Raw genomic sequence first — 19,749 nt, forward strand, 5'->3', positions numbered from 1 at the left:
CTCTAAGGATGCCGCTCTCACCACCTTTTAACTAAAGCATTAATATATAAAAGATTATATTAATATTATTTAACGCAAAACTAGCTTGTTAGCTAAAGCTTTCCACTTTTCCCTATGTCATATTCACCTCTTTAGAGGTATTCAGTAAATCGGGAACAAGCAATCTCGCACTTTCAAATACCCGCTAAGCCTTTGGCAATTTAACCCGTTCTAACTCACTGACAATTTAAGGAGTAAATAATGTCAGAAATACAAAATGCAGTCACCGAAGCGCCTCTATCTGCTAGCGATGAAGCCGCTAAAACCAGCGCATTAATTGGTTATGGTTTAATGATTCTAGGTTTGTTTACCGGCCTATTTTGGTTAGTAGGTGCTATTTGGGCCATGGTGAAAAAAGCGGATGCAGCAGGTACCCTGTTTGAGGATCACTACTCAAATATTATTAAAACCTTTTGGTGGGGTTTTGGCCTGTCGATTATTGGCTTTGTACTAGCATTTGTAATCGTAGGGTATTTTGTACTGTTAGGAGTTTGGATTTGGTCAATCTACCGAATCATTAAAGGCCTAGCGAAGATAACCTCTAACAAGTCGTACTACTAGCATACAAAAAAGGGAGCACAAGGCTCCCTTTTAAATCTGCTCACAGCTCTAGTTTAGAACATCCAATTGCACTTGATAGTTACAAGCGCCACCCTCTAGATCTAACCTATAACGGTCTTCCTTGTATTCGACCGCATCAATGTCATTCCAGTTAATGATACTAATACTTGGTGTTGCAGGCGCTATTGGGGTGATTTTTAAGTTACCCGCAATAATAGAACCGTCGGCTTGTACAATCGGCTCTTCTGGCAGGTTAATTTGCCAAATAGTAGAAACCGTGTCGGCTACAACACATTGGTCAGTGACCATAACTTGGTCAGCACTAAAACGAATCTCACGCTGCCACGAGGTAATTGAATCGTAGGCGGGATACACACCGGTTAGGTCCATATTGATGGTAGTAACATCACCATCAACCTGATGAGTCATACTGCCCTCGGTACCGCGCTTCTGCGGAATGATTTCTCCAGCCTCTTCAAAACGTAGGATGTTGTGCTGATCACTAAGTTGATGAATTCCGCTGTGTGACCAAATATTTTGGGTTACTGCTAAAAACTCATCTTTAAACAAAGTGAATGAGCCTTGGTCTTGATGAGCATGCGATTCATCGTAAATACCTGCAACGGCAGATAACCATGTTGCATCGGCATCCCAAGAGGAGCGAACAAACAGGTGGCCAGCGCTAGAAGAGTAATACAGCAAATCACTTGGCACTATTTGATTGAGCTCTTGCTGCAACAAAGTAGTATGCAGATTGAAGCCAAAACGCATTGGGTCAACGGAATTATTAGCTAACCACCAACTGCCACGCTTCGCTGCGTCACTGCCAATATTTAACGAGGCAGCACGCTGCATTAAGCTTTCGTGATAATCGAACAGTACCGGGAATGAGACCCGAGATTGGTCGCCGATAGGAGCAAAATGCGTTAAGTCTGGAGTAGTAGCGTGGATCCAGTAATCGATGGTTTGTTTTGTATGCAAAGACTCAAGTGATAGATCTTCGCCGGTAGAGTCTCGCCAAATGATGTACAGCTCAAATAGCTTACCCTGAGCTACTCCATAGCCAGTCCCTTCACGGCTACCACCACCAGCAAACTGCGCATAATACTCCACTAGCTTCGGCAGTTTGTCATCTCTGAGTAGATTGAGCCAAGTTTCGTTTTCGTCCACTAAACCCCAAGTCATGGTGGCCTTTAAGAAACTGAAGTGATAATTGTTGCCTGGATTAGTGGTTGCCCAGCCGCTCCATGGGAAGCTATTACCGCCCCACTGTGCATCTGCATGGTTCCACACATTCCAAATAGCCTGCTCGGCGTAGTTTTTCCAACGCGTTTTTTGGCTATCGCTAAGCAAGTCATAACCATAGTCGTAAACGTAAGCCAGCTCAGAGATAAAATCGCCTACGTAAAGATAAGAATCAAACGAAGTTTTTGGTTTGTCGTTTGCAGCAATCAGGGCTTCTGCCGCAACGACTTGCTCTTCTACATCTTCAATTGCTAACTCAATGTATTTTTTATCTTGAGTTAGGTAATACATGTAAACCGCATCGGTAGGCGAAAATCCATACCCCGGATTACCATCAACAGCTTGGTCGACCCAACTTGCAAAGCGGCTATAATCTTGCCCGGCAAAGCGTAAGTGTTCTATCGATGCCAGAGACAGTTTGTGGTTAGTGGCAGCTGGCGCTAATACTTCAACTTGAATGTCTGCTTGTTGGCCCTGCCAGCTGGCAGTGCAAATGGCTTGGCCAACCTGATTGGTGACTAGAAGCTGCTGAGCATCTACTGATACTACACTGCTATCGCAAGCCCACTGCACATCGCTTAGTGAAGCTTTCACAGAGCCATCACTATAGCTAGCGTTAACTTGTAAGCTTTGCTTCGATGCTAAAGGAATATCAATGGGTCCAGCAGGGTTAATGCTAATACTGCTTAAGGTAGCGGGAGCAGACACGACAACCTCAAGATCAGCACTCAGGTTTTGCCAAGTAACGCTGCACGTGGCTTGTCCTGCTTGTTCGGCGGTAAGTTGCTGGGCATTAATACTTACTACATTGCTATCACAAAGCCACTGCGCATCACTGCTCACTGCTTGTTGAGAGCCGTCATTAAAACTGGCGATAACTTCTAAAGCTTGTTGATCGTTAAGCGTTAGAGCAACCGGACTAACTGGGGAAATAGTAAGGCTTTCAGCAATAATCTCATCAGAGCGAACCGTAAAATCCACTACCAAACTCAATGACGACCAAGCAAGGCTGCAGTTTGCTTCACCTTCTGAATTTGCTGTCACATAACTAGATTCACTAATGCTTACTGCTTCAGAGTTACATTGCCAGTTAAGCTTGAATGGGGTGAGATTTCGAGTAACACCATTGTCGTAAACTAAGTCCAATTCCAATTGGCTAGTCGCGCCTTCGGCTAGGTTTGTTTCCCCTGCTCGCAGCACAATAGCTTGTGCCACAGCAGCCCCCCCCGTGTCTGGAGTTTGCTGTTGAGCAGATGGCTCATCTCCACCACCTCCACATGCCAAAAGTAACAGTGGCGAGCAAGCTAACGCAGCAACTCTAATACAATGTGCCAAAGGCTTGCTGATTTGAAAAATCATATAACTTCCCTGTTTACCTTTTATAACTAATGCTGTCGCCAACTATGACTCAACAATGTTAAATAATTGCTAACCAAGCCATCATGAATAATATGACTAGAGCTCTCTTGCCGCTCCAATAGCAACATTTAGCGAATCAAACATCAAACTTTGCTAAAAACAAATTATTAACAAAACACTCTAAACGTACCGAACAGTTGACGGAGTTTTTACTAAAAAACTTTCAGATGAACTGATAATCATTAGTGATTGCTTAATACCGCGTAATAACTAATGTTAAGGTGAACAGGGATGATATGAGAGATAAGTCAATAGCGCAAACCAAAGGTTTACGCCAGTGATGAAAATTTGATCTTGGTTATACCATAGCATCTATTGCAGCTTGCGCTAGAGCAGCATCGTCTTGCTCACTCATGCCGCTAATACCAATGGCGCCGATCACATTTCCATCTTGGTAAATCGGCACACCACCCTGAATACCGGTAAAACGAGGATCCGTCCAATAACCCATGTCTTTACCAGTTTCTTTTGCCCATGCTGCTAAGTTGGCTGTAGGTTGGCGATCACGCGCTGCGGTATACGCTTTGTTCTGGGCTAGTACAGCGGCATGAAAAGCCACATTGTTCATTCGAGAAAAGCTTACTAACTCGCCGTGAGCATCAACCACTGCAACTGCAATGCTCACTTGTTTTTCGTCAGCTAAACGTAAGGCTTGCACATTTAAAGCACTGGCTAATTCAAAGGTAATATCCATAAATAATCTCAAAAGTGATAGTTAAGTTATTCCAGAGTCTAGAAAGATTAGTGCTTAAAGCCAACGCTTAGGGCGCAAGTTTATCGCACTATAGTATGGAATGTAGTCATTTAATTCGTAACATAAAGGCTTTCTGTAGGCGGGTGATATTGCTAGCATGGTCTTTCTTCACATAGCAGGGACAACGATGAATAAAGTTGCACTCGTCACCGGTTCTAGTCGTGGCATTGGCGCTGCTACCGCTTTGCTGCTGGCGCAACAAGGCTATGCCGTTTGTATTAACTACAAACAAAACCAAGTAGCAGCTAACACGCTACTGAAGCAAATCCATGCCTTAGGTGTTCCTGCAATGGCTTATGCTGCTGATGTAAGCCAAGAGCAGCAAGTTGATAAGCTGTTCGCTGCCATTGACCAACAACTCGGCCCCATTACCGCCTTAGTTAACAATGCTGCCATGTTGCTACCACAAAGCTCGTTGGTAAATATGGACCAGAGCCGGATCAATCAGCTGCTCACGACTAACGTAACCAGTGCTTTTTTGTGCTGTAAATACGCCATTAAGCGCATGGGCAGCAGTTATGGTGGGGCTGGAGGGGCCATTGTTAATGTATCTTCAGCCGCAGCTCGCATAGGTTCTCCCTTCGAATACATCGATTATGCAGCCAGTAAAGGTGCCATTGATACTCTCACTAAAGGGCTTTCCTTAGAATTAGCCGAGCAAAAGATTAGAGTGAATGGGGTGCGGCCAGGCTTTATTGATACCGACATGCATGCCGATGGCGGCGAACCCAACCGAATTGAACGTGTCCGTAGTGCCATTCCCATGCAGCGCGCCGGTCAGCCCAGCGAAGTTGCCGAAGCCATTGCTTGGCTGCTCTCAGAACAAGCTTCTTATATCACGGGTAGTATTGTCGACGTTGCTGGCGGGCGATAAAACACTGAAATGCTAAGTGCTTAATAACACTAACAAGGACCATTAAATGGCCAAAGATCCTCGAATAATCGATAAACGCATTCCCCTCGTAATGGCTTTACTGATTGGCCTTTTTTGTTACTACACCTGGGCGCCTAATAGCCCTTTTAAACAGATAGAAAGCCTGTCTTTAGAACACGCCCTAGCGCATCAACAATCAGCTTTGGTTGAAGGCGATATTCTGGTTATTGGCACCACCAATAACCAGCAAGAGGTCTTAGCTAAAAGTGCTGAAGGCAATTTACTCACTATCAACTTCAATCAACAACCAACACCCACTATTGGTAGTTTTTGGCAGGTAAAAGGCAAGCTTAGCTGGCCCGAAAACGCCCCCTTACTCAAAGTTTCTCAAGCAAGTAACCCAACTAAACAATCAGCAGATTCACAATAAACTGCGCCAACGCAAAGTTGTATATAAGCATGTGCTTAATAATGGCTTAAGTCGTTATTAAAAAGGGCTATTTGATGACTCAGCAACAAGGAAAGTACCTATTATATGCCGTTATATGCATAGGTTTATTATTGGTGCTAGTGGGAGTAGCTTTAGCTATGTTCTCTAATATCAGCGTTTCCATGGGCGTAACTGGGGTACAAATAATCGCTGGTATCATCGGCTTAGGCTTGCTGTTAATGGTGCCCAGCAAAATTATCCTCACCCTAATACTGATGAAAGCAAAATCAAAAAGCTAAGCCCAGTTATCTATTGTTGATTTATAGGCTAGATCAGCGAGCAAACAACTCGACCATTGCCCGCAACTTGCCACTTTGTTCAGCCAACAGATGATTGGCTTCGCTAGTATGCTGGCAACGCTGCAAGGTTTGCTGAGTTTGCTGGCTAATGGCAGAAACATTGCCACCAATTTCACTGGCAACCGAAGCCTGCTCCTCAGTCGCATTGGCAATTTGACTAATGCGGCTACGAATTTCTTCCACTGTTTGGGTAATCTGCATAATTGCATCACCAGCATGGGCAGCTTGATCAACACTGCCCTGAGCCGCCTTGCTACCTTGTTGCATCACTTTCACCGCTCTTTCAGCCCCATTTTGTAGCGTTGCTACAATGCTTTGAATTTCTTCGGTAGAGCTTTGCGTGCGGCTAGCTAAGGTTCGTACTTCATCAGCCACCACCGCAAACCCTCGCCCCTGTTCACCCGCTCTAGCTGCCTCGATGGCAGCATTTAAAGCCAGTAAATTGGTTTGTTCGGCAATGCCTTGAATAACCGTTACAAAGGAGCCAATTTGCTCACTTTCTTGAGCTAGCGAAGCGATCACTTCGCTGGCGGTATCAATATCTTTAGCCAGCAGGTTTATTTGGGCGATGGTGTCATTAACTTCTTGGTGGCCTTGGCGCACCTGCTGATCCGCTTGGCTGGTTTGCTCCACGGTTTGCTGGACACTGGACGATACCTCTTCAACACTACTCGCCATTTGGCCAATGGCACTAGCGACTTGCTCAACCTCGTTTTGCTGCGAGTCCATATCGGTGTATACACCTTCGGTTGCGCTAGATGCCTGAGCCGCCACCTTATCCAGTTGCTGAGCAGAATCACTGACTCGCCAAATTAAGGTTTGTTGTTGGTGATCCAATAAAATATTGGCTAATTGCAATTGCCCTAGTTCATCGCAGCGCCCGGTGTAAATCCATTGCGCTACGGGATCATCTATAGTTTGTTTACTGCTGGCGGCTAAACTGCGGATCGACGCACTTAGCATAGTGGCTAACAACACGCTTAGCCCAATAATCACCATGGCTGCGATGAGCCCACTGCCAAAAGACAATAGCGAGTTAAATCGGCAAAATGCCAACACCAATAATCCAGGTAAGGCGAAACTTAAGCTATAGCGACTTAATATATTCATCCCGCGCTTCAAGCGGGAAATAGGTGCCTGACCTTGATTGATACGTTGATACAAACGATCAGCGCGTTTTACTGCCTCGGCATTAGGTTTTACCCTCACCGACTGGTAACCCTCTATCTCTCCTTTACTAGAGAGCATGGGAGTGACAAATGCATCGACCCAGTAATTATCACCGTTTTTGCAGCGATTATTCACAATCCCCATCCACGGCTTGCCGCTTTCAATTCGATCCCAAAGCATCTTAAAGGCCACTTTTGGCATTGCAGGATGGCGAACAATGTTATGTCCATGAGTCACCAGCTCATCGTTGCTATAACCGCTAATGTCTACAAAGTCTTGATTAGCGTAGGTAATTACGCCTCGAGGATCGGTAGTTGAAACGATGTGTTGATGCTCAACCATCTTGCGCTCGTTTCCAGTAAGAGAGGTTCCCCTAGGCATAAACAATCCTTTAATCACTAGCCGTGTGTTTGGCTTATTTTTAGTTGATGTGTTTATAAATTATTGACAACAAATAGATAACTCGCCAACAACAAACACTTAAAAAACATAACTTTTTGGATTATCTCTATTTGGACAAGCAACACAATATTAGGCTGTAGAAAATGCGAAGGATAGAGCAAAAACTTTAGAGCTAAGAATAAGCCCTAAAGTTTTAAAGATATTGGATTTAGTTAAATGTGCTGTTCAAGCCACTGCTGCATAGCTTGAGCTGGCAATGCCCCCGCTTGTTGGCTTAATAATTTGCCATTTTTGAACACCATTAAAGTAGGAATAGAGCGAATTTGATAACGCTGCGCTAGCGCTTGTTGCTCCTCGGTATTCACTTTTAAAAACTGTGCGCGATGAGCAAACTGCTGAGCAGCTTGCTGGTAGGCCGGTGCCATGCTTTTACAAGGGCCACACCACGATGCCCAAAAATCGACAACCACCGGTAACTGGCCACCAAGGTGCTTACTAAAGCTTGTTTCGGTAACATCAATCGGCTCACCACTAAATAAGGCTTGCTTACATTTGCCACATTTGGCTTGCTCAGCAACTCGCGCCACAGGTAAGCGATTGCCTGCTTGGCAACTAGGGCATACCACAATCAGTGATTCAGACATCTATCTACTCCTATAAGGTTTATAAGGGGGCTAAGTGTTCAACCATAAGTTGTACGCTCCGCCGCCCTCTAAATTCATTTACGTCCAGCTTATAAACCAGTTGCACATGCTTGAGGCTGGCATTTGGCCAAATGCTACGATCCACATTAAAAGCAATGGCATCCACTTCTTGGCTCATGCCCGGTAGCTTCACACTCATCTTTAAATGCTTTTCGCCCACAACTCGCTGCGCACAGAGCTCAAACTCACCGTCAAACAAAGGCTCGGGAAAACCTTGGCCCCAAGGTCCCGATTCACGCAGCATTTCGGCAAATTCCAACACCAATTGCTCTGGTGCTAATTCCCCGTCACTTAGTAAGGTGTGAGTGAGGCACTCTTCATCAATAAAATCTTTGGCGGTATTTTCTAAACAAGCTTGAAATTCGCTAAATCGCGATTGCGATAAGGACAAACCCGCAGCCATTGCATGGCCACCAAACTTAGCAATTAAACCAGGGTTTTGGGTATCTATACGTTCCAGTAAGTCACGAAGATGCACTCCAGCCACCGAGCGCCCCGAGCCTTTTACCTCGCCATTATCGCCATCAGCAAAAGCAAACACTGGGCGATAATATTTTTCTTTAATGCGTGAAGCCACTAGCCCTACTACGCCTTGATGCCAATCGGCCTGATACAAACACAGTGCTTTGGGCAGGCTTTGAGTATCTAAACTCAACTTGCTGACACTTTGCTGGGCCTCTTGCTGCATACTGGCTTCAATATCTTTGCGCTCACTATTCAAGCTATCCATTTCGCTGGCCAATTGACGGGCGTGATGAATATCGTCACTAAGCAAACAATGAATGCCTAAGCTCATATCGTCTAAGCGACCAACCGCGTTTAGGCGCGGACCAATTGCAAAACCTAAGTCACTGGCCACCATACCGGCTTTATTGCGGCCAGACACTTCAATAAGCGCTTGAATGCCGGGCCTACAGGCACCTGCTCGAATACGCTGCAGCCCTTGGTGCACTAAAATTCGGTTATTACTGTCTAGCGGCACTACATCGGCCACAGTACCTAGCGCTACCAAATCCAATAAACCAGCAATATTGGGCTCTACCAAGCCTTGCTGGGCAAAAAAATCTTGTTCACGCATTTTGCTGCGCAGCGCCATAAGCAAGTAAAAGGCTACACCTACGCCAGCCAGGTTTTTACTTGGAAAAGCGCAGGCCGACAGATTTGGATTAACAATAGCTGCCGCTTTGGGTAATTGCTCACCTGGCAAGTGGTGATCGGTGATAAGTACCGGAATACCAAGAGACTGCGCCTTATCAACGCCATTGATACTGGAAATGCCATTATCCACGGTAATAATAAGCTCAGCACCTTTGGCTGCGGCTAGCTCTACAATCTCTGGACTTAAGCCATAACCATACTCAAAACGGTTAGGCACTAAAAAATCTACAGACCGAAAGCCAAACTGCGGTAAGCCAGCCATCAATAGTGCAGTGCTGGTTGCACCATCAGCATCAAAGTCACCCACAATCAGGATCTTTTTTCGTTGCTGCAGATTGCTTATAAGTAAGTTGACCGCATCATCCATGCCTTGCAAACCTTGAAATGGCAAAAGAGCTTGAGCGCGCCGTTCAACATCGGCCGCGGTTTTTACTCCGCGTCGCACATACACTTGTTTTATCAGCTCTGGCCATTCGGCTGGTAGCGCTTGGGTATCGAGATTTTCGCGGCGGCGTAATAACACGTATTGGTTTCTCTAGGATGGTGAAATAAAAAAGGCTCCCCTTTTTAACAAAAGTAGGAGCCTATTTACAGCAGTGAAAGCTAGCTACGCTCTAAAAACTCTAACAAGGCAGCCGGTGGGCGATATCCCGGCAACATAGTGCCATCTTCTAGCACCATAGCTGGCGTACCACGAACACCGAACGCTTCGCCTAACTGGTACTGTTTAAGCACCGTGTTGTCGCAGCTGGCTTTAGCCACAGAGCTGCCGTTTTTAGCTGCACTCATGGCACCGGCTTTATCATCAGCACACCATACGCTTTGCATCTCACCATAAACGGGTGAATCTACTCCACCGCGTGGGAAGGCCAAGTAACGCACAGTAATGCCTAAATCGGTATAACCCGCTAAGGTTTCAACTTTTTGAGTTTGCTGGTTTTTTTCTTTGTAAGTGTACATTTCATTATGCAACTTGCGACAGTAACCACAGCTGGTATCGGTAAACACTGTCACAACGTATTTTTCATCTTTTGCTTTGAATACAATCATGTCGTTTTCAAAACTTGCTAACTGCTTAATTCGCACCTTAGCCATGCTTGCATCCGTTAGGTTCACTCGATTGACTAAATCAAATAAGCTGCCTTGAATTAAATAACGACCGTCTTGGCTCACATAAAACATGCCCTGGCTGGTGGCCACTTCATAAATACCAGCTAATGGCGTTTCGGCTACCGCATCTACTTTTACACCTAAACGCGCTTCAATCACTTGTTTGGTTTTTGTAGTATCCAATTTGTTGGTCATGTCTGCTTGAGCCACCTTGGTTTCAGGCTGCTCACTGGCATCGTCACTCCAGGCAGTGTTTAAGCTTAGGCCGAATAAACTCATCGACAACAATAAGGCCTTGGATAATTTCATTAAATTTTCTCCGAATTAGGGGTATACAAGCAGACCGTGCAAAGCTTGCAAAACTTACCGCCTATAGGCGGTAATTGCAAAAAATTTAGTTACAAACTGCTTAGTAGGTCGCCTAAGCGCGCGGGTGATGTTGCTGGTAAACACTGCGTAAACGCTCGTTTGCTACGTGGGTATAGATTTGAGTTGTAGACAAATCACTATGCCCCAATAACATTTGCACCACCCTTAAATCAGCGCCGTGATTAAGCAAATGAGTGGCAAAAGCATGACGTAAGGTATGCGGTGATAAGTGGTTGTTAATCCCTGCTAAGCTGGCATAGCGCTTAATGCGATGCCAAAAAGTTTGCCGGGTCATTTGGCTACCTCGAGAACTTGGAAATAATACATCGCTCTCTTGTTTTAGTAACAATGGTCTCGCTTGCTTTAAGTAGCGCTCTAATACATCTACCGCTTGCTCCCCCAAAGGAACTAAGCGCTCTTTACCACCTTTACCCACAACCCTTACTAAACCTTGGCGCAAGCTCACTTGCTCGATTTGCAGACTCACTAACTCCGTCACTCGCAGTCCAGTGGCATATAAAACCTCTAACATGGCTAAGTCACGATGCTGAATGGGATCATCCAACTGCGGCTCATTTAGCAAGGCTTCTACCTCGGCTTCGCTTAAGGTACCCGGTAGCTTTTTCTCTAATTTAGGTTGTGCTAACAGCGCGCAGGGATCATCTTCTCGGCTTTTTTCTTGAATTAAAAAGCGGTAAAAACGCTTCAATGTGGAAAGTTGTCTAGCCGCACTAGCTGGCTTTTGCCCTTGCTCATAGCGGTAAGCGATAAAGCCCTGCAAGTCTAAGGTTTCAGCTTGTTCTAGCGGGACTTCTTTCTGCAACAAAAAACTCGCTAGCTGGTTTAAATCATTGCGATAAGAATTAAGGGTATTCTCTGCAAGGCTGTGCTCAAACCACAACTGTTCAATAAAGCGATTAATGTGTGGATTATCAATCTCGCTGGCTTTAGGTTTGCTTTGCTTGCTTGGCATATTTCTCACTAATTAATCGGGCTAACACTTGGCTTATTGGTGTTAGTTAGCGCTTTTGATAAACTGCCCGCGCACACTGCAACGCTTAAGGAAGTTTTACATGCGCATTGGCCTGTTCTTTGGCTCGTCTACCTGTTACACCGAAATGGCAGCAGAGAAAATTCTCGCTGAATTTGCCGACCATGATATCGACATGTTCAATATTAAAGATTGCGACATAAGCCAAATGCACGACTATTCGCTGCTTATTCTTGGCATTTCTACTTGGGATTATGGCGAATTACAGGAAGATTGGGAAGCCGTATGGGATAACCTTGAAGGGCTTGATTTTAAGAATAAAACCATCGCACTGTTTGGCCTAGGTGACCAAGTGGGTTATAGCGAATGGTTTTTAGATGCTATGGGATTATTGTTTGAGCAACTGGCGCCCTCTGGCGCTAACTTTATTGGTTTTTGGCCAAATCAAGGTTATGAGTTTGAAGCCTCTAAAGCACTCACCGAAGACGGCGAATTCTTTTATGGCTTAGCGCTAGACGATGAACATCAATACGAATTAAGCGACCAGCGTATTCAACAATGGTGTGGCCAGTTAAAGCAGGAATTGGCCGAACTGCAACAGGCTTAACAAGCTTTAAACCGAGCCTGCTAATGCGACTTACTGACAATAAATCGCATTAGCATCTTTTGATTTACCTTAAACGTTTAACTCTTTAGTTAGCTTCTCTAATACCTCAACCTGCTCTAACAATGACTTGATTGCCTGATCAGAGCCTTGTACTAACTCAGTCACTAACACGGTTTGGTCGCGCAGCTGATGAGTATCATCCGAGATACCGGTCGCGACTACCCCTTGCTGTTCCGAGGCCGTGGCAATTTCTGAAATTTTTGCCGAAACCGTATCGGTACGCTGATGAATATCCGCGATGGTTTGATGCACTCCGCCCATCATTTCTTTACTGGTTTCACCACGTTGCACGCTTTCTTTAACCGTTGAGCTTAAACCAAGGCTGGTAGATTGTAGTTCTTCAATCATCGATTGAATCTCTACAGTGGCTTGCTGAGCACGCCCAGCGAGGCTGCGTACCTCGTCTGCCACAACTGCAAAACCGCGACCTTGCTCACCAGCTCGAGCCGCTTCAATGGCGGCATTTAATGCCAAAAGATTAGTTTGTTCAGAAATGGAGTTAATGGTGGTCACCACTGCACCAATGTCTTGAGTGCGCTTTTCCAGTTGAGTAACGGCATGTTCGGCGCGCTGTACGTCAGCCATTAATTGGTCGATGGCATCGACGGTAAGTTCTACTTTTTGCTGGCCTTCACTGGTGGCTTGATTCGCTTGGCCAGTTTGCTCTGCAGTGTCATTGGCATTAGCAGCCACGTTACGAATGGTTACTACCATTTGTTCAATGGCACTAGCCAAGGAATCTACCCGATCCTGCTGTTGCACACTTAGGCTGTTACATTGCTCGCTGGTTTGGTTGAGTTGATGGCAAAGATCTTTAACCATCGCGTTACTGGCATTGGTTTCACTCACCAGCTGGTGTTCTCGTTCCGCTACTTTATCGATAATAATGGCGATAGAGCTGAACTCATCTCGCACCGGAAGGTAGTTAAGTCGATTGGTTAAATCGCCCTTGGCTAACAAGTCCAATGCATTGTGAATTTGATACATTGCCCCGCCAATAAAGGTCATTACGTAGTAAAACAGTAAACCGGCAACAAACAATATCGCTGCAACGCTGGCGTATTGCAGCCCCGAAAACAGCGCAAATATTGACGTTTGCTGATGCTGAGGGCTTACTCGATTGCCACGTAATTCATAACCAGCTTTTGACAATACAGTACGCAGTTGCTCAGGTTCAGCCTGAATAACTTGGTTTACTAGTTGGGCTTGTTGCTGATCAAGCTGTTGCAAATGGTGCTCTACATTACTAGACACAATCAATAAGATCGCGAGCAATGCCAACATAGGAAAAGCGAACATAAGTAGAAACTTTTCCTGCAAGGTAAGGTGAATATTAAAGCGATCAATCCACCTAAATGGGACTTCTTTCATGACAAACTCCATTTTGCATTGCAACAATCGAACAATTAGCGGGCTATGGTATTGCGCGTGGCTGGGGAATACGAGGGATTGCGCGTCAAGATCTCAAGGAGAAAATCAAAAAAAACAGGTATTAACCTGTTATGTTGTTTTTACTAAAGAAAAGCAGCGCCAAACTGTTGTTGGCGCTGCTTAAACTTATACGGTTTCGGCTACTGTTTGCTTACTTGAGCGAGCAAATACACTAACCAATACTGCGGCTAGAGTAGGCAATAACCAAGCAAAACCTTGTGAGAAGCCCGGTAATACATTAAAGGCTTCCATGTTCACGCCAGTTGCTTTGATTGCGTCGAGCACGCCAAAAATAGCCGCTACACCAATAATTAATCGAGCCGCCATTTGAGGCCTATTAAACCAATCCACCAACAGATTAAAGGCAATCAATGCCACTGCTACCGGGTAAATACCAATAAGAATTGGAATAGAAACCACCAACAGCTGGTTCAAACCAATGTTAGCCACTAATGCACAGCAGGCGGCTGTAACAATAGCGGTAAGTTTATAAGAGAACTTGCTGTTATCACTCACATAAGTTGAGAACGACGAGATACCACCAATAGCCGTTGTGAAACAGGCCAAACTTACAATGGTAGATAACAATAATTGGCCTTTAGCGCCAAACAATACTGCTACGTAGGCAACAATAATTTCGCCACCATTTTGCGCCTCTGGCGCTACGCCGGTTGCGGTAGCACCTAAGTAAAACAGCACTACATAAAATAGGGTTAGGCCAATTGCCGCTATAATGCTGGCCTTAACCAAGTAGCCAAATTGCTCACCTTTACCGCTTACACCCTTACCGTTAAGCGCATCAATCATCAACACACCAAACATCAATGCTGCAAGTGCGTCCATAGTGTTGTAGCCGTCGATAAAACCTTGACCAAAAGGCATGTCAGCAAAGCCTTTTTGCGCTTCAGCAATCTCTGCAAAAGGATTACTAAATACACTTACACCGATAACCGCAATACAAATTACCAACAAAGGAGTGATTATTTTGCCAACAGTATCGATTAAACCGCCACGGCGTAAAATAAAAAACAAAGCCGCCACAAAATAGAACAACGAGTAAGCAATTAAAGTGAGTTGGCTAGCGCTTTCAACCAGCGGTACCAAGCCAAGCTCGTAAGCTACCAAACATGTACGGGGAATACCGAACATCGGAACTAATACCAAATAAATGGCAAGCGCAATAAAGTTGGCGACTTTACTGGGCAAATAACGACCTAAGTGAACAATACCCCCGCCGGCTTTAGCAATCGCTAATAAACCCAGTAAAGGTAAACCTACCGCAGTGGCCAGAAAGCCAAGCATCGACATCGCTAAATTGTCGCCAGCTAACATACCTGCCATAGGTGGAAAAATTAAATTACCTGCGCCTAAAAAAAAGGCAAAAACCATCATCCCTAAGCTGATTGTATTCCATGATCCAAGAGGTTTGGTCACGTGTTATCCCCGTTGTAGATTGCAATTGATTATATTTTTAAGCGGTGGAGTATATAGCATGGCTTTAAAACATAAAACCAGTGAATAAATCTACATAAAGGATAATTGATCCAACTCAACAGTAAACAAATCTACATTTTTAAGTACAATTCTCTACACAACTCAACATATTGTTCAGAGTAAGTTCTATCCTCCTGATAGATAAGGATTTGCTCTTGCTTAAGTGACAACGAAGCGTGTTGAGAGAAGCGCATCAAACTACGAATGGCTGGTTTATTGGGAAGTGATTGCACCTCAGCTTGATGTATTAAACACCAATTGTTGCTTAAGGCTTGCTGTTGCCACAACTCTGCTACATCACACGGTAGCACTAACGCTAATTCAGTGTTTGCATGGCATAACTTTTTCAAGGCAGCAAAAAACTGCTCGGCATTGAGCGAGCCACTGTGCCTAGCTAGCTGGCGCTTTTCATCGAATTGCTGTCCGGCAGGAAAATACGGCGGGTTAGAAACAATAAGATCATAGGCATAAGATGGTTGGTGAGTTTGCATACTGCTTAAAGTTACATTGATAGTATTTGCCCACGGAGAGTTCGCCACATTAGATTTAGCTTGCTCACAAGCATCAGCGTCAATATCAATGGCATCAATGCTGAGCTTGCCTTCACAGCGTTGAGCCATGATTAAGCTAATCAATCCTGTGCCTGTTCCTACATCCAATATGCGCTTCGCATTTGCCAGATTAAGCCACGCTGCTAATAAGATCCCGTCGGTACCCACCTTCATTGCGCATTGATCGTGCGCCACATGAAACCGCTTAAAGGTGAATCCAGGACGCTGATTATGATCGATCACTTCTTGCTTGCCTCTGTTTGGCGCTATACTATGCCGCGAATGTAAATGACCCGCGCTTTTGGTTCAAGTCGATGGCGCCTCACAACTTGGTAGATTTATGACCTTCGAAGACCTCGACCTAGACCCGCAGATCCTAGCTGCAGTAAGCGATATGAGCTTACAAAAAGCCACAACTATTCAGCAGCAAACCATTCCGGCCATGCTTGATGGTCGAGATGTACTGGCTTCTGCGCCTACTGGCACAGGCAAAACCCTAGGCTTTTTGCTGCCGGCGATTCAACATTTGTTGGACTACCCTCGCCGTAAAGCCGGGCCCGGTCGAGTATTAATTCTGACGCCTACCCGTGAGCTTGCCATGCAAGTCGCCGAACAGGCTCGTTTAGCAACAGCGCACACCAAACTCACTACCATCGATATCACAGGTGGGGTTAAATACGATGTTCACGCGGAACAGCTTAAAGGCAATATTGATATCGTGATCGCCACTCCTGGCCGCTTAATGGAGTACATCACCTATAAGGTGTTTGATACCCAAGCCATTGAGGTATTGATTCTAGACGAAGCCGACCGAATGTTAGACATGGGCTTTATCAAAGATATGGAAACAATTAGCGACGCTACCAGTGAGCGTAGTCAAACCGCGTTGTTTTCCGCCACTTTAGAAGGCTCAGGATTATTGCGATTTGCCGACAAGGTAATGCAAGACCCGGTACAAATTGAAGTTGAGCCACCTCGCCGTGAGCGCGCTAAGATTCTACAAATTTTGCACTTTTGTGATGATGCTGCCCATAAATACCAATTGTTGCGTCACTACCTGCTTAACGAAGAGATTGAGCGTTGTGTAGTATTTGTAAAAACCCGTGAGCGTCTATATGCCCTAGCGGAACAGTTACAAAGCGATGAGATTAAAGCATCTTATTTGCGTGGCGAAATGGCACAAGATAAACGCAACCAAGCCATGCAAGCCTTTAGAGAGGGCGAAGTAAACATACTCATCGCTACCGATGTGGCAGCCCGTGGCTTAGATGTACCTGAAATTAGTCATGTATTTAACTATGACATGCCACGCACGCCAGATGTTTATGTACACCGTATTGGCCGCACCGCCCGTGCTGGACGCAAAGGCATGGCTGTAAACCTGGTTGAAGCACATGATATGGGAGCGTTGGCCAAAGCAGAGCGTTATACCGAAGAACCAATTAAACGCCGAGTAATTGATGGCTTACGTCCAACTCACCGTGTTGCAGCGCCACCGGCTAAGAAGAAAAAACCTAAAACGGCGGAAGCTAAAAAAGCCGCTAAGAAAAAGGCTAAGGGTCGCGCGAAGAAGCTAGCTAAAAAAGCGAAGAAATAGCTAAGTAATAAAAATTAAAGCCACGCAATGCGTGGCTTTTTTGTGACTGTTATAACGTCGTATTAGTTATAAACTCGCACTTCTACACGGCGGTTATGCGCGCGACCTTCTTCGGTAGCGTTAGAAGCAATTGGCGCAGCAATGCCTTTGCCTTCTTCAACCGCTGCATCTCTGGTTACACCTGCAGCAAGTAAAGCAACTCCAACATTATGTGCACGGCGTTTGCTCAGCTCATAATTGTATTCGTCACTACCAATGTTGTCGGTATGACCCGCTACATCAATTTTTAAGTCATTTGCTATAACGGTTTTAGCGATACAATCAACTTTAGCTTGTTCATCAGCATCGTATTCGTCTTTGTTGAAGCCAAATAAGATATGTTCAAAGCCAACCACTTTGTCATCTTCAACCATGACATATTGTTCGCAAGACTCAGGAATTAGTACTGCAGCTGCGGCAGCAACCACGACCACCTCTTCTACAATCTCTTCCTCAACAACAACCACTTCTTCTACAACAACTTCTTCGACGATTTCACAACCGCGTTCGTCAACTATTGCGCCTGCTGGTGTATCGGGGCATTCATCAACGCTATTAGCCACACCATCACCGTCTCGGTCTGGGTTAGCACAAAGTAGAGCACCTACGATTCCCCCACCAACGGCACCACCGCCACCAGCAAGAAGACCTCCAAAGCCAGCGCCAATTGCTGGACAAATAATCCCTGCATCACCTTGAGGAGCATTAGAACACCCTGATAATGAAGCTGCGCCAACTAGCGCTAATACCACTGCAATCTTATTTTTCATATTATCTCCATATGGCCTAACTCGACTATTCATGTCGATTACCTTGAGTAAAAAATAAGTCACCTATTTACCAATCAAACCTATTCTAGGTAGGCTTTTTTGTGATATTGACAAGGCTGGAGCAAAAACTCAAGTGAATAAAAAGTTAAAAGCTTTACAGGCCCTTACTATAATTCGCCTAAAACCATCATATAGTTTTACTTTTCACTTACTCTCTATCTGTAGGTGAGCGAAGACGAATATCATGTGAAAACTCAAACTGTTGATGTGCAAAAAAGAGTTCATTCACGTCCAATGGCGCTTTAACCGACACCGAAGTATAGGGTTCTTCTACAATGAATCGACGGCGGTCCATCGAGCGAAGGGCAACAAATTCAACTTCTAAGTTGGCACTTTCTCCGGGCTTGAGATCTCGACGAAAGTTCAAACCCATAGAATCCCAAGCTTCATTATCTGGCCCCCAAGGTGCGGCATAGTCAGTCTTAATAATCTGTAAGTACGGGTTTAAAAAAACTATTTTAGCTTGGCGGGTACTTCGAATGGTTGGGGCGGTATTGAGCAAGGTAAATTTAACCGTGAACAGCTCACTCACATTAACATGTTGCCCATTGGTTTTAGTCACTTCAGCGCTTAGATAAAGATACTGTGAATAGTGCTCTAAGATTGTGTCTAACATATTAGCTTTCCTTACTGATAAGTGAAAAGCTAAGCCTAGTAAAGACGGTTTGTTTTAGTGGCTAAAGGCCTTAATCTCCCTCGATTGCGCCGTAAACAATTATGCGCATAAAAAAAGCCCCAACTAAGTGGGGCTTTCTCAGGCTGTAAACCACCTTAGGTCTTACGCCTCGTCACGTAAAAAGACCAAAGTGCTAGCATCCGAGCTAGCTTCATCAAAATAGTAACCTTGATAATCAAACTGGCTCAGTTGCTCTAAGCTGGTGACCTGCTTATCGAACATATAGCGAGCCATTAAGCCACGGGCTTTTTTGGCATAAAAGCTAATGATCTTATACTGACCGTTCTTTTGATCTTTAAACACTGGGGTAATAACCGTGCCATTTAAAAGCTTGGGTTTAACCGCTTTAAAGTACTCATAGGAGGCTAAGTTAACCAGAATATTGTCGCCCTGCTCGGCTAAGGCTTGATTTAGCTTATCGGTGATAATCTCGCCCCAAAACTGATACAAGTTTGCCCCTCTTTCATTGGCAAGCTTAATGCCCATTTCTAAGCGATAAGCCATCATCAAATCCATGGGACGCAACAAACCATAAAGACCGGACAGGATCCGCAAATGCTGCTGAGCATAGTCTAATTGCTCAGCGCTTAAGCTGGCTGCATCTAAACCCGTGTATACATCGCCTTTAAAGGCAAACACTGCTGGACGAGCCAAATCTTCTGGTAAGTCCTTGGTCCATTCAGCAAAACGGGCAGCGTTTAAGCCTGCCAACTTATCACTGATTTTCATTAAGCTAGCGATGTCGGCTGGGCTTAACTGCCTAGCCACATCGATTAGCTCGGCACTATGCTCAAGCAGCTCAGGGCGAGAAGATGAGTAACTCGCTAACTCAGAACTAAAATCCAAGGTTTTAGCTGGTGAAATAACCGCTAACATAAT

19 protein-coding genes are annotated in these 19,749 nt (G+C 45.0%); 6 read left to right on the plus strand and 13 right to left on the minus strand.

The genetic code is table 11. The features are described 5' to 3' along the window. Positions 1 to 240 precede the first annotated feature (240 nt). A complete protein-coding gene (locus LQZ07_RS20065) occupies positions 241 to 600 on the plus strand; it encodes a hypothetical protein (protein ID WP_152784452.1) in 360 nt (119 codons plus the stop codon). Positions 601 to 648: 48 nt separating this feature from the next. Here LQZ07_RS20065 and LQZ07_RS20070 read toward each other — a convergent pair whose 3' ends face one another. Both LQZ07_RS20070 and LQZ07_RS20075 read right to left on the minus strand, forming a co-directional pair. Then, positions 649 to 3,204, minus strand: a complete 2,556-nt coding sequence (locus tag LQZ07_RS20070) for a hypothetical protein (protein WP_152784450.1) — start codon at positions 3,202 to 3,204, stop codon at positions 649 to 651. 358 nt (positions 3,205 to 3,562) lie between these two features. Further along, entirely contained in the window at positions 3,563 to 3,958 is a 396-nt protein-coding gene (locus LQZ07_RS20075; protein ID WP_016401353.1) for a heme-binding protein, read from the minus strand. A 187-nt stretch (positions 3,959 to 4,145) separates the two neighbouring features. On the opposite strand from LQZ07_RS20075, the gene LQZ07_RS20080 reads away from it, so the two are divergent. From LQZ07_RS20080 to LQZ07_RS20090, 3 genes are all read left to right on the plus strand, one after another. Beyond that, positions 4,146 to 4,892, plus strand: coding sequence for an SDR family oxidoreductase (locus LQZ07_RS20080; protein WP_016401354.1), 747 nt, complete (start codon positions 4,146 to 4,148; stop codon positions 4,890 to 4,892). A gap of 46 nt (positions 4,893 to 4,938) precedes the next feature. Then, positions 4,939 to 5,322 (plus strand): hypothetical protein, encoded by a 384-nt coding sequence (locus tag LQZ07_RS20085; RefSeq protein ID WP_152784448.1) that lies wholly within the window; start codon positions 4,939 to 4,941, stop codon positions 5,320 to 5,322. A gap of 74 nt (positions 5,323 to 5,396) precedes the next feature. After that, positions 5,397 to 5,621, plus strand: coding sequence for a hypothetical protein (locus LQZ07_RS20090; protein WP_016401356.1), 225 nt, complete (start codon positions 5,397 to 5,399; stop codon positions 5,619 to 5,621). A 33-nt stretch (positions 5,622 to 5,654) separates the two neighbouring features. On the opposite strand, the gene LQZ07_RS20095 is transcribed toward LQZ07_RS20090, so the two are convergent. The 5 genes from LQZ07_RS20095 to xerD form a co-directional block, all read right to left on the minus strand. Further along, positions 5,655 to 7,232 (minus strand): PAS domain-containing methyl-accepting chemotaxis protein, encoded by a 1,578-nt coding sequence (locus tag LQZ07_RS20095; protein ID WP_152784446.1) that lies wholly within the window; start codon positions 7,230 to 7,232, stop codon positions 5,655 to 5,657. Positions 7,233 to 7,465: 233 nt separating this feature from the next. Then, positions 7,466 to 7,897, minus strand: a complete 432-nt coding sequence (gene trxC / locus LQZ07_RS20100; RefSeq protein WP_016401358.1) for a thioredoxin TrxC — start codon at positions 7,895 to 7,897, stop codon at positions 7,466 to 7,468. A gap of 19 nt (positions 7,898 to 7,916) precedes the next feature. Beyond that, complete coding sequence (recJ, locus tag LQZ07_RS20105) at positions 7,917 to 9,638, minus strand: single-stranded-DNA-specific exonuclease RecJ (protein ID WP_249483310.1); 1,722 nt, start codon at positions 9,636 to 9,638, stop codon at positions 7,917 to 7,919. Between the two features lie 80 nt (positions 9,639 to 9,718). Then, positions 9,719 to 10,534: a thioredoxin fold domain-containing protein gene (locus tag LQZ07_RS20110; protein ID WP_016401360.1), complete on the minus strand. Its 816-nt coding sequence runs from the start codon at positions 10,532 to 10,534 to the stop codon at positions 9,719 to 9,721. 112 nt (positions 10,535 to 10,646) lie between these two features. Then, positions 10,647 to 11,567: a site-specific tyrosine recombinase XerD gene (xerD, locus tag LQZ07_RS20115; protein ID WP_152784444.1), complete on the minus strand. Its 921-nt coding sequence runs from the start codon at positions 11,565 to 11,567 to the stop codon at positions 10,647 to 10,649. A gap of 100 nt (positions 11,568 to 11,667) precedes the next feature. Here xerD and fldB point away from each other — a divergent pair, with 100 nt between their 5' ends. Further along, on the plus strand, positions 11,668 to 12,192 hold the full coding sequence (gene fldB / locus LQZ07_RS20120) for a flavodoxin FldB (protein WP_152784442.1): 525 nt from the start codon (positions 11,668 to 11,670) through the stop codon (positions 12,190 to 12,192). Positions 12,193 to 12,261: 69 nt separating this feature from the next. On the opposite strand, the gene LQZ07_RS20125 is transcribed toward fldB, so the two are convergent. The 3 genes from LQZ07_RS20125 to LQZ07_RS20135 form a co-directional block, all read right to left on the minus strand. Continuing rightward, positions 12,262 to 13,623 (minus strand): methyl-accepting chemotaxis protein, encoded by a 1,362-nt coding sequence (locus tag LQZ07_RS20125; RefSeq protein WP_194164187.1) that lies wholly within the window; start codon positions 13,621 to 13,623, stop codon positions 12,262 to 12,264. A gap of 186 nt (positions 13,624 to 13,809) precedes the next feature. Beyond that, complete coding sequence (brnQ, locus tag LQZ07_RS20130; RefSeq protein WP_249483312.1) at positions 13,810 to 15,117, minus strand: branched-chain amino acid transport system II carrier protein; 1,308 nt, start codon at positions 15,115 to 15,117, stop codon at positions 13,810 to 13,812. Positions 15,118 to 15,248: 131 nt separating this feature from the next. Then, positions 15,249 to 15,971 (minus strand): tRNA1(Val) (adenine(37)-N6)-methyltransferase, encoded by a 723-nt coding sequence (locus LQZ07_RS20135; RefSeq protein ID WP_152784437.1) that lies wholly within the window; start codon positions 15,969 to 15,971, stop codon positions 15,249 to 15,251. Positions 15,972 to 16,068: 97 nt separating this feature from the next. Here LQZ07_RS20135 and srmB point away from each other — a divergent pair, with 97 nt between their 5' ends. After that, entirely contained in the window at positions 16,069 to 17,325 is a 1,257-nt protein-coding gene (gene srmB, locus LQZ07_RS20140) for an ATP-dependent RNA helicase SrmB (protein ID WP_016401366.1), read from the plus strand. 62 nt (positions 17,326 to 17,387) lie between these two features. On the opposite strand, the gene LQZ07_RS20145 is transcribed toward srmB, so the two are convergent. From LQZ07_RS20145 to yaaA, 3 genes are all read right to left on the minus strand, one after another. Beyond that, entirely contained in the window at positions 17,388 to 18,134 is a 747-nt protein-coding gene (locus tag LQZ07_RS20145; RefSeq protein WP_194164186.1) for an OmpA family protein, read from the minus strand. Positions 18,135 to 18,342: 208 nt separating this feature from the next. Next, positions 18,343 to 18,810 (minus strand): hypothetical protein, encoded by a 468-nt coding sequence (locus LQZ07_RS20150; RefSeq protein WP_152784433.1) that lies wholly within the window; start codon positions 18,808 to 18,810, stop codon positions 18,343 to 18,345. A gap of 162 nt (positions 18,811 to 18,972) precedes the next feature. Further along, a complete protein-coding gene (yaaA, locus tag LQZ07_RS20155) occupies positions 18,973 to 19,746 on the minus strand; it encodes a peroxide stress protein YaaA (RefSeq protein WP_152784431.1) in 774 nt (257 codons plus the stop codon). Between the last annotated feature and the right edge of the window lie 3 nt (positions 19,747 to 19,749).

The organism is Agarivorans sp. B2Z047, assembly GCF_023373605.1.
Lineage (GTDB): Bacteria > Pseudomonadota > Gammaproteobacteria > Enterobacterales > Celerinatantimonadaceae > Agarivorans > Agarivorans albus.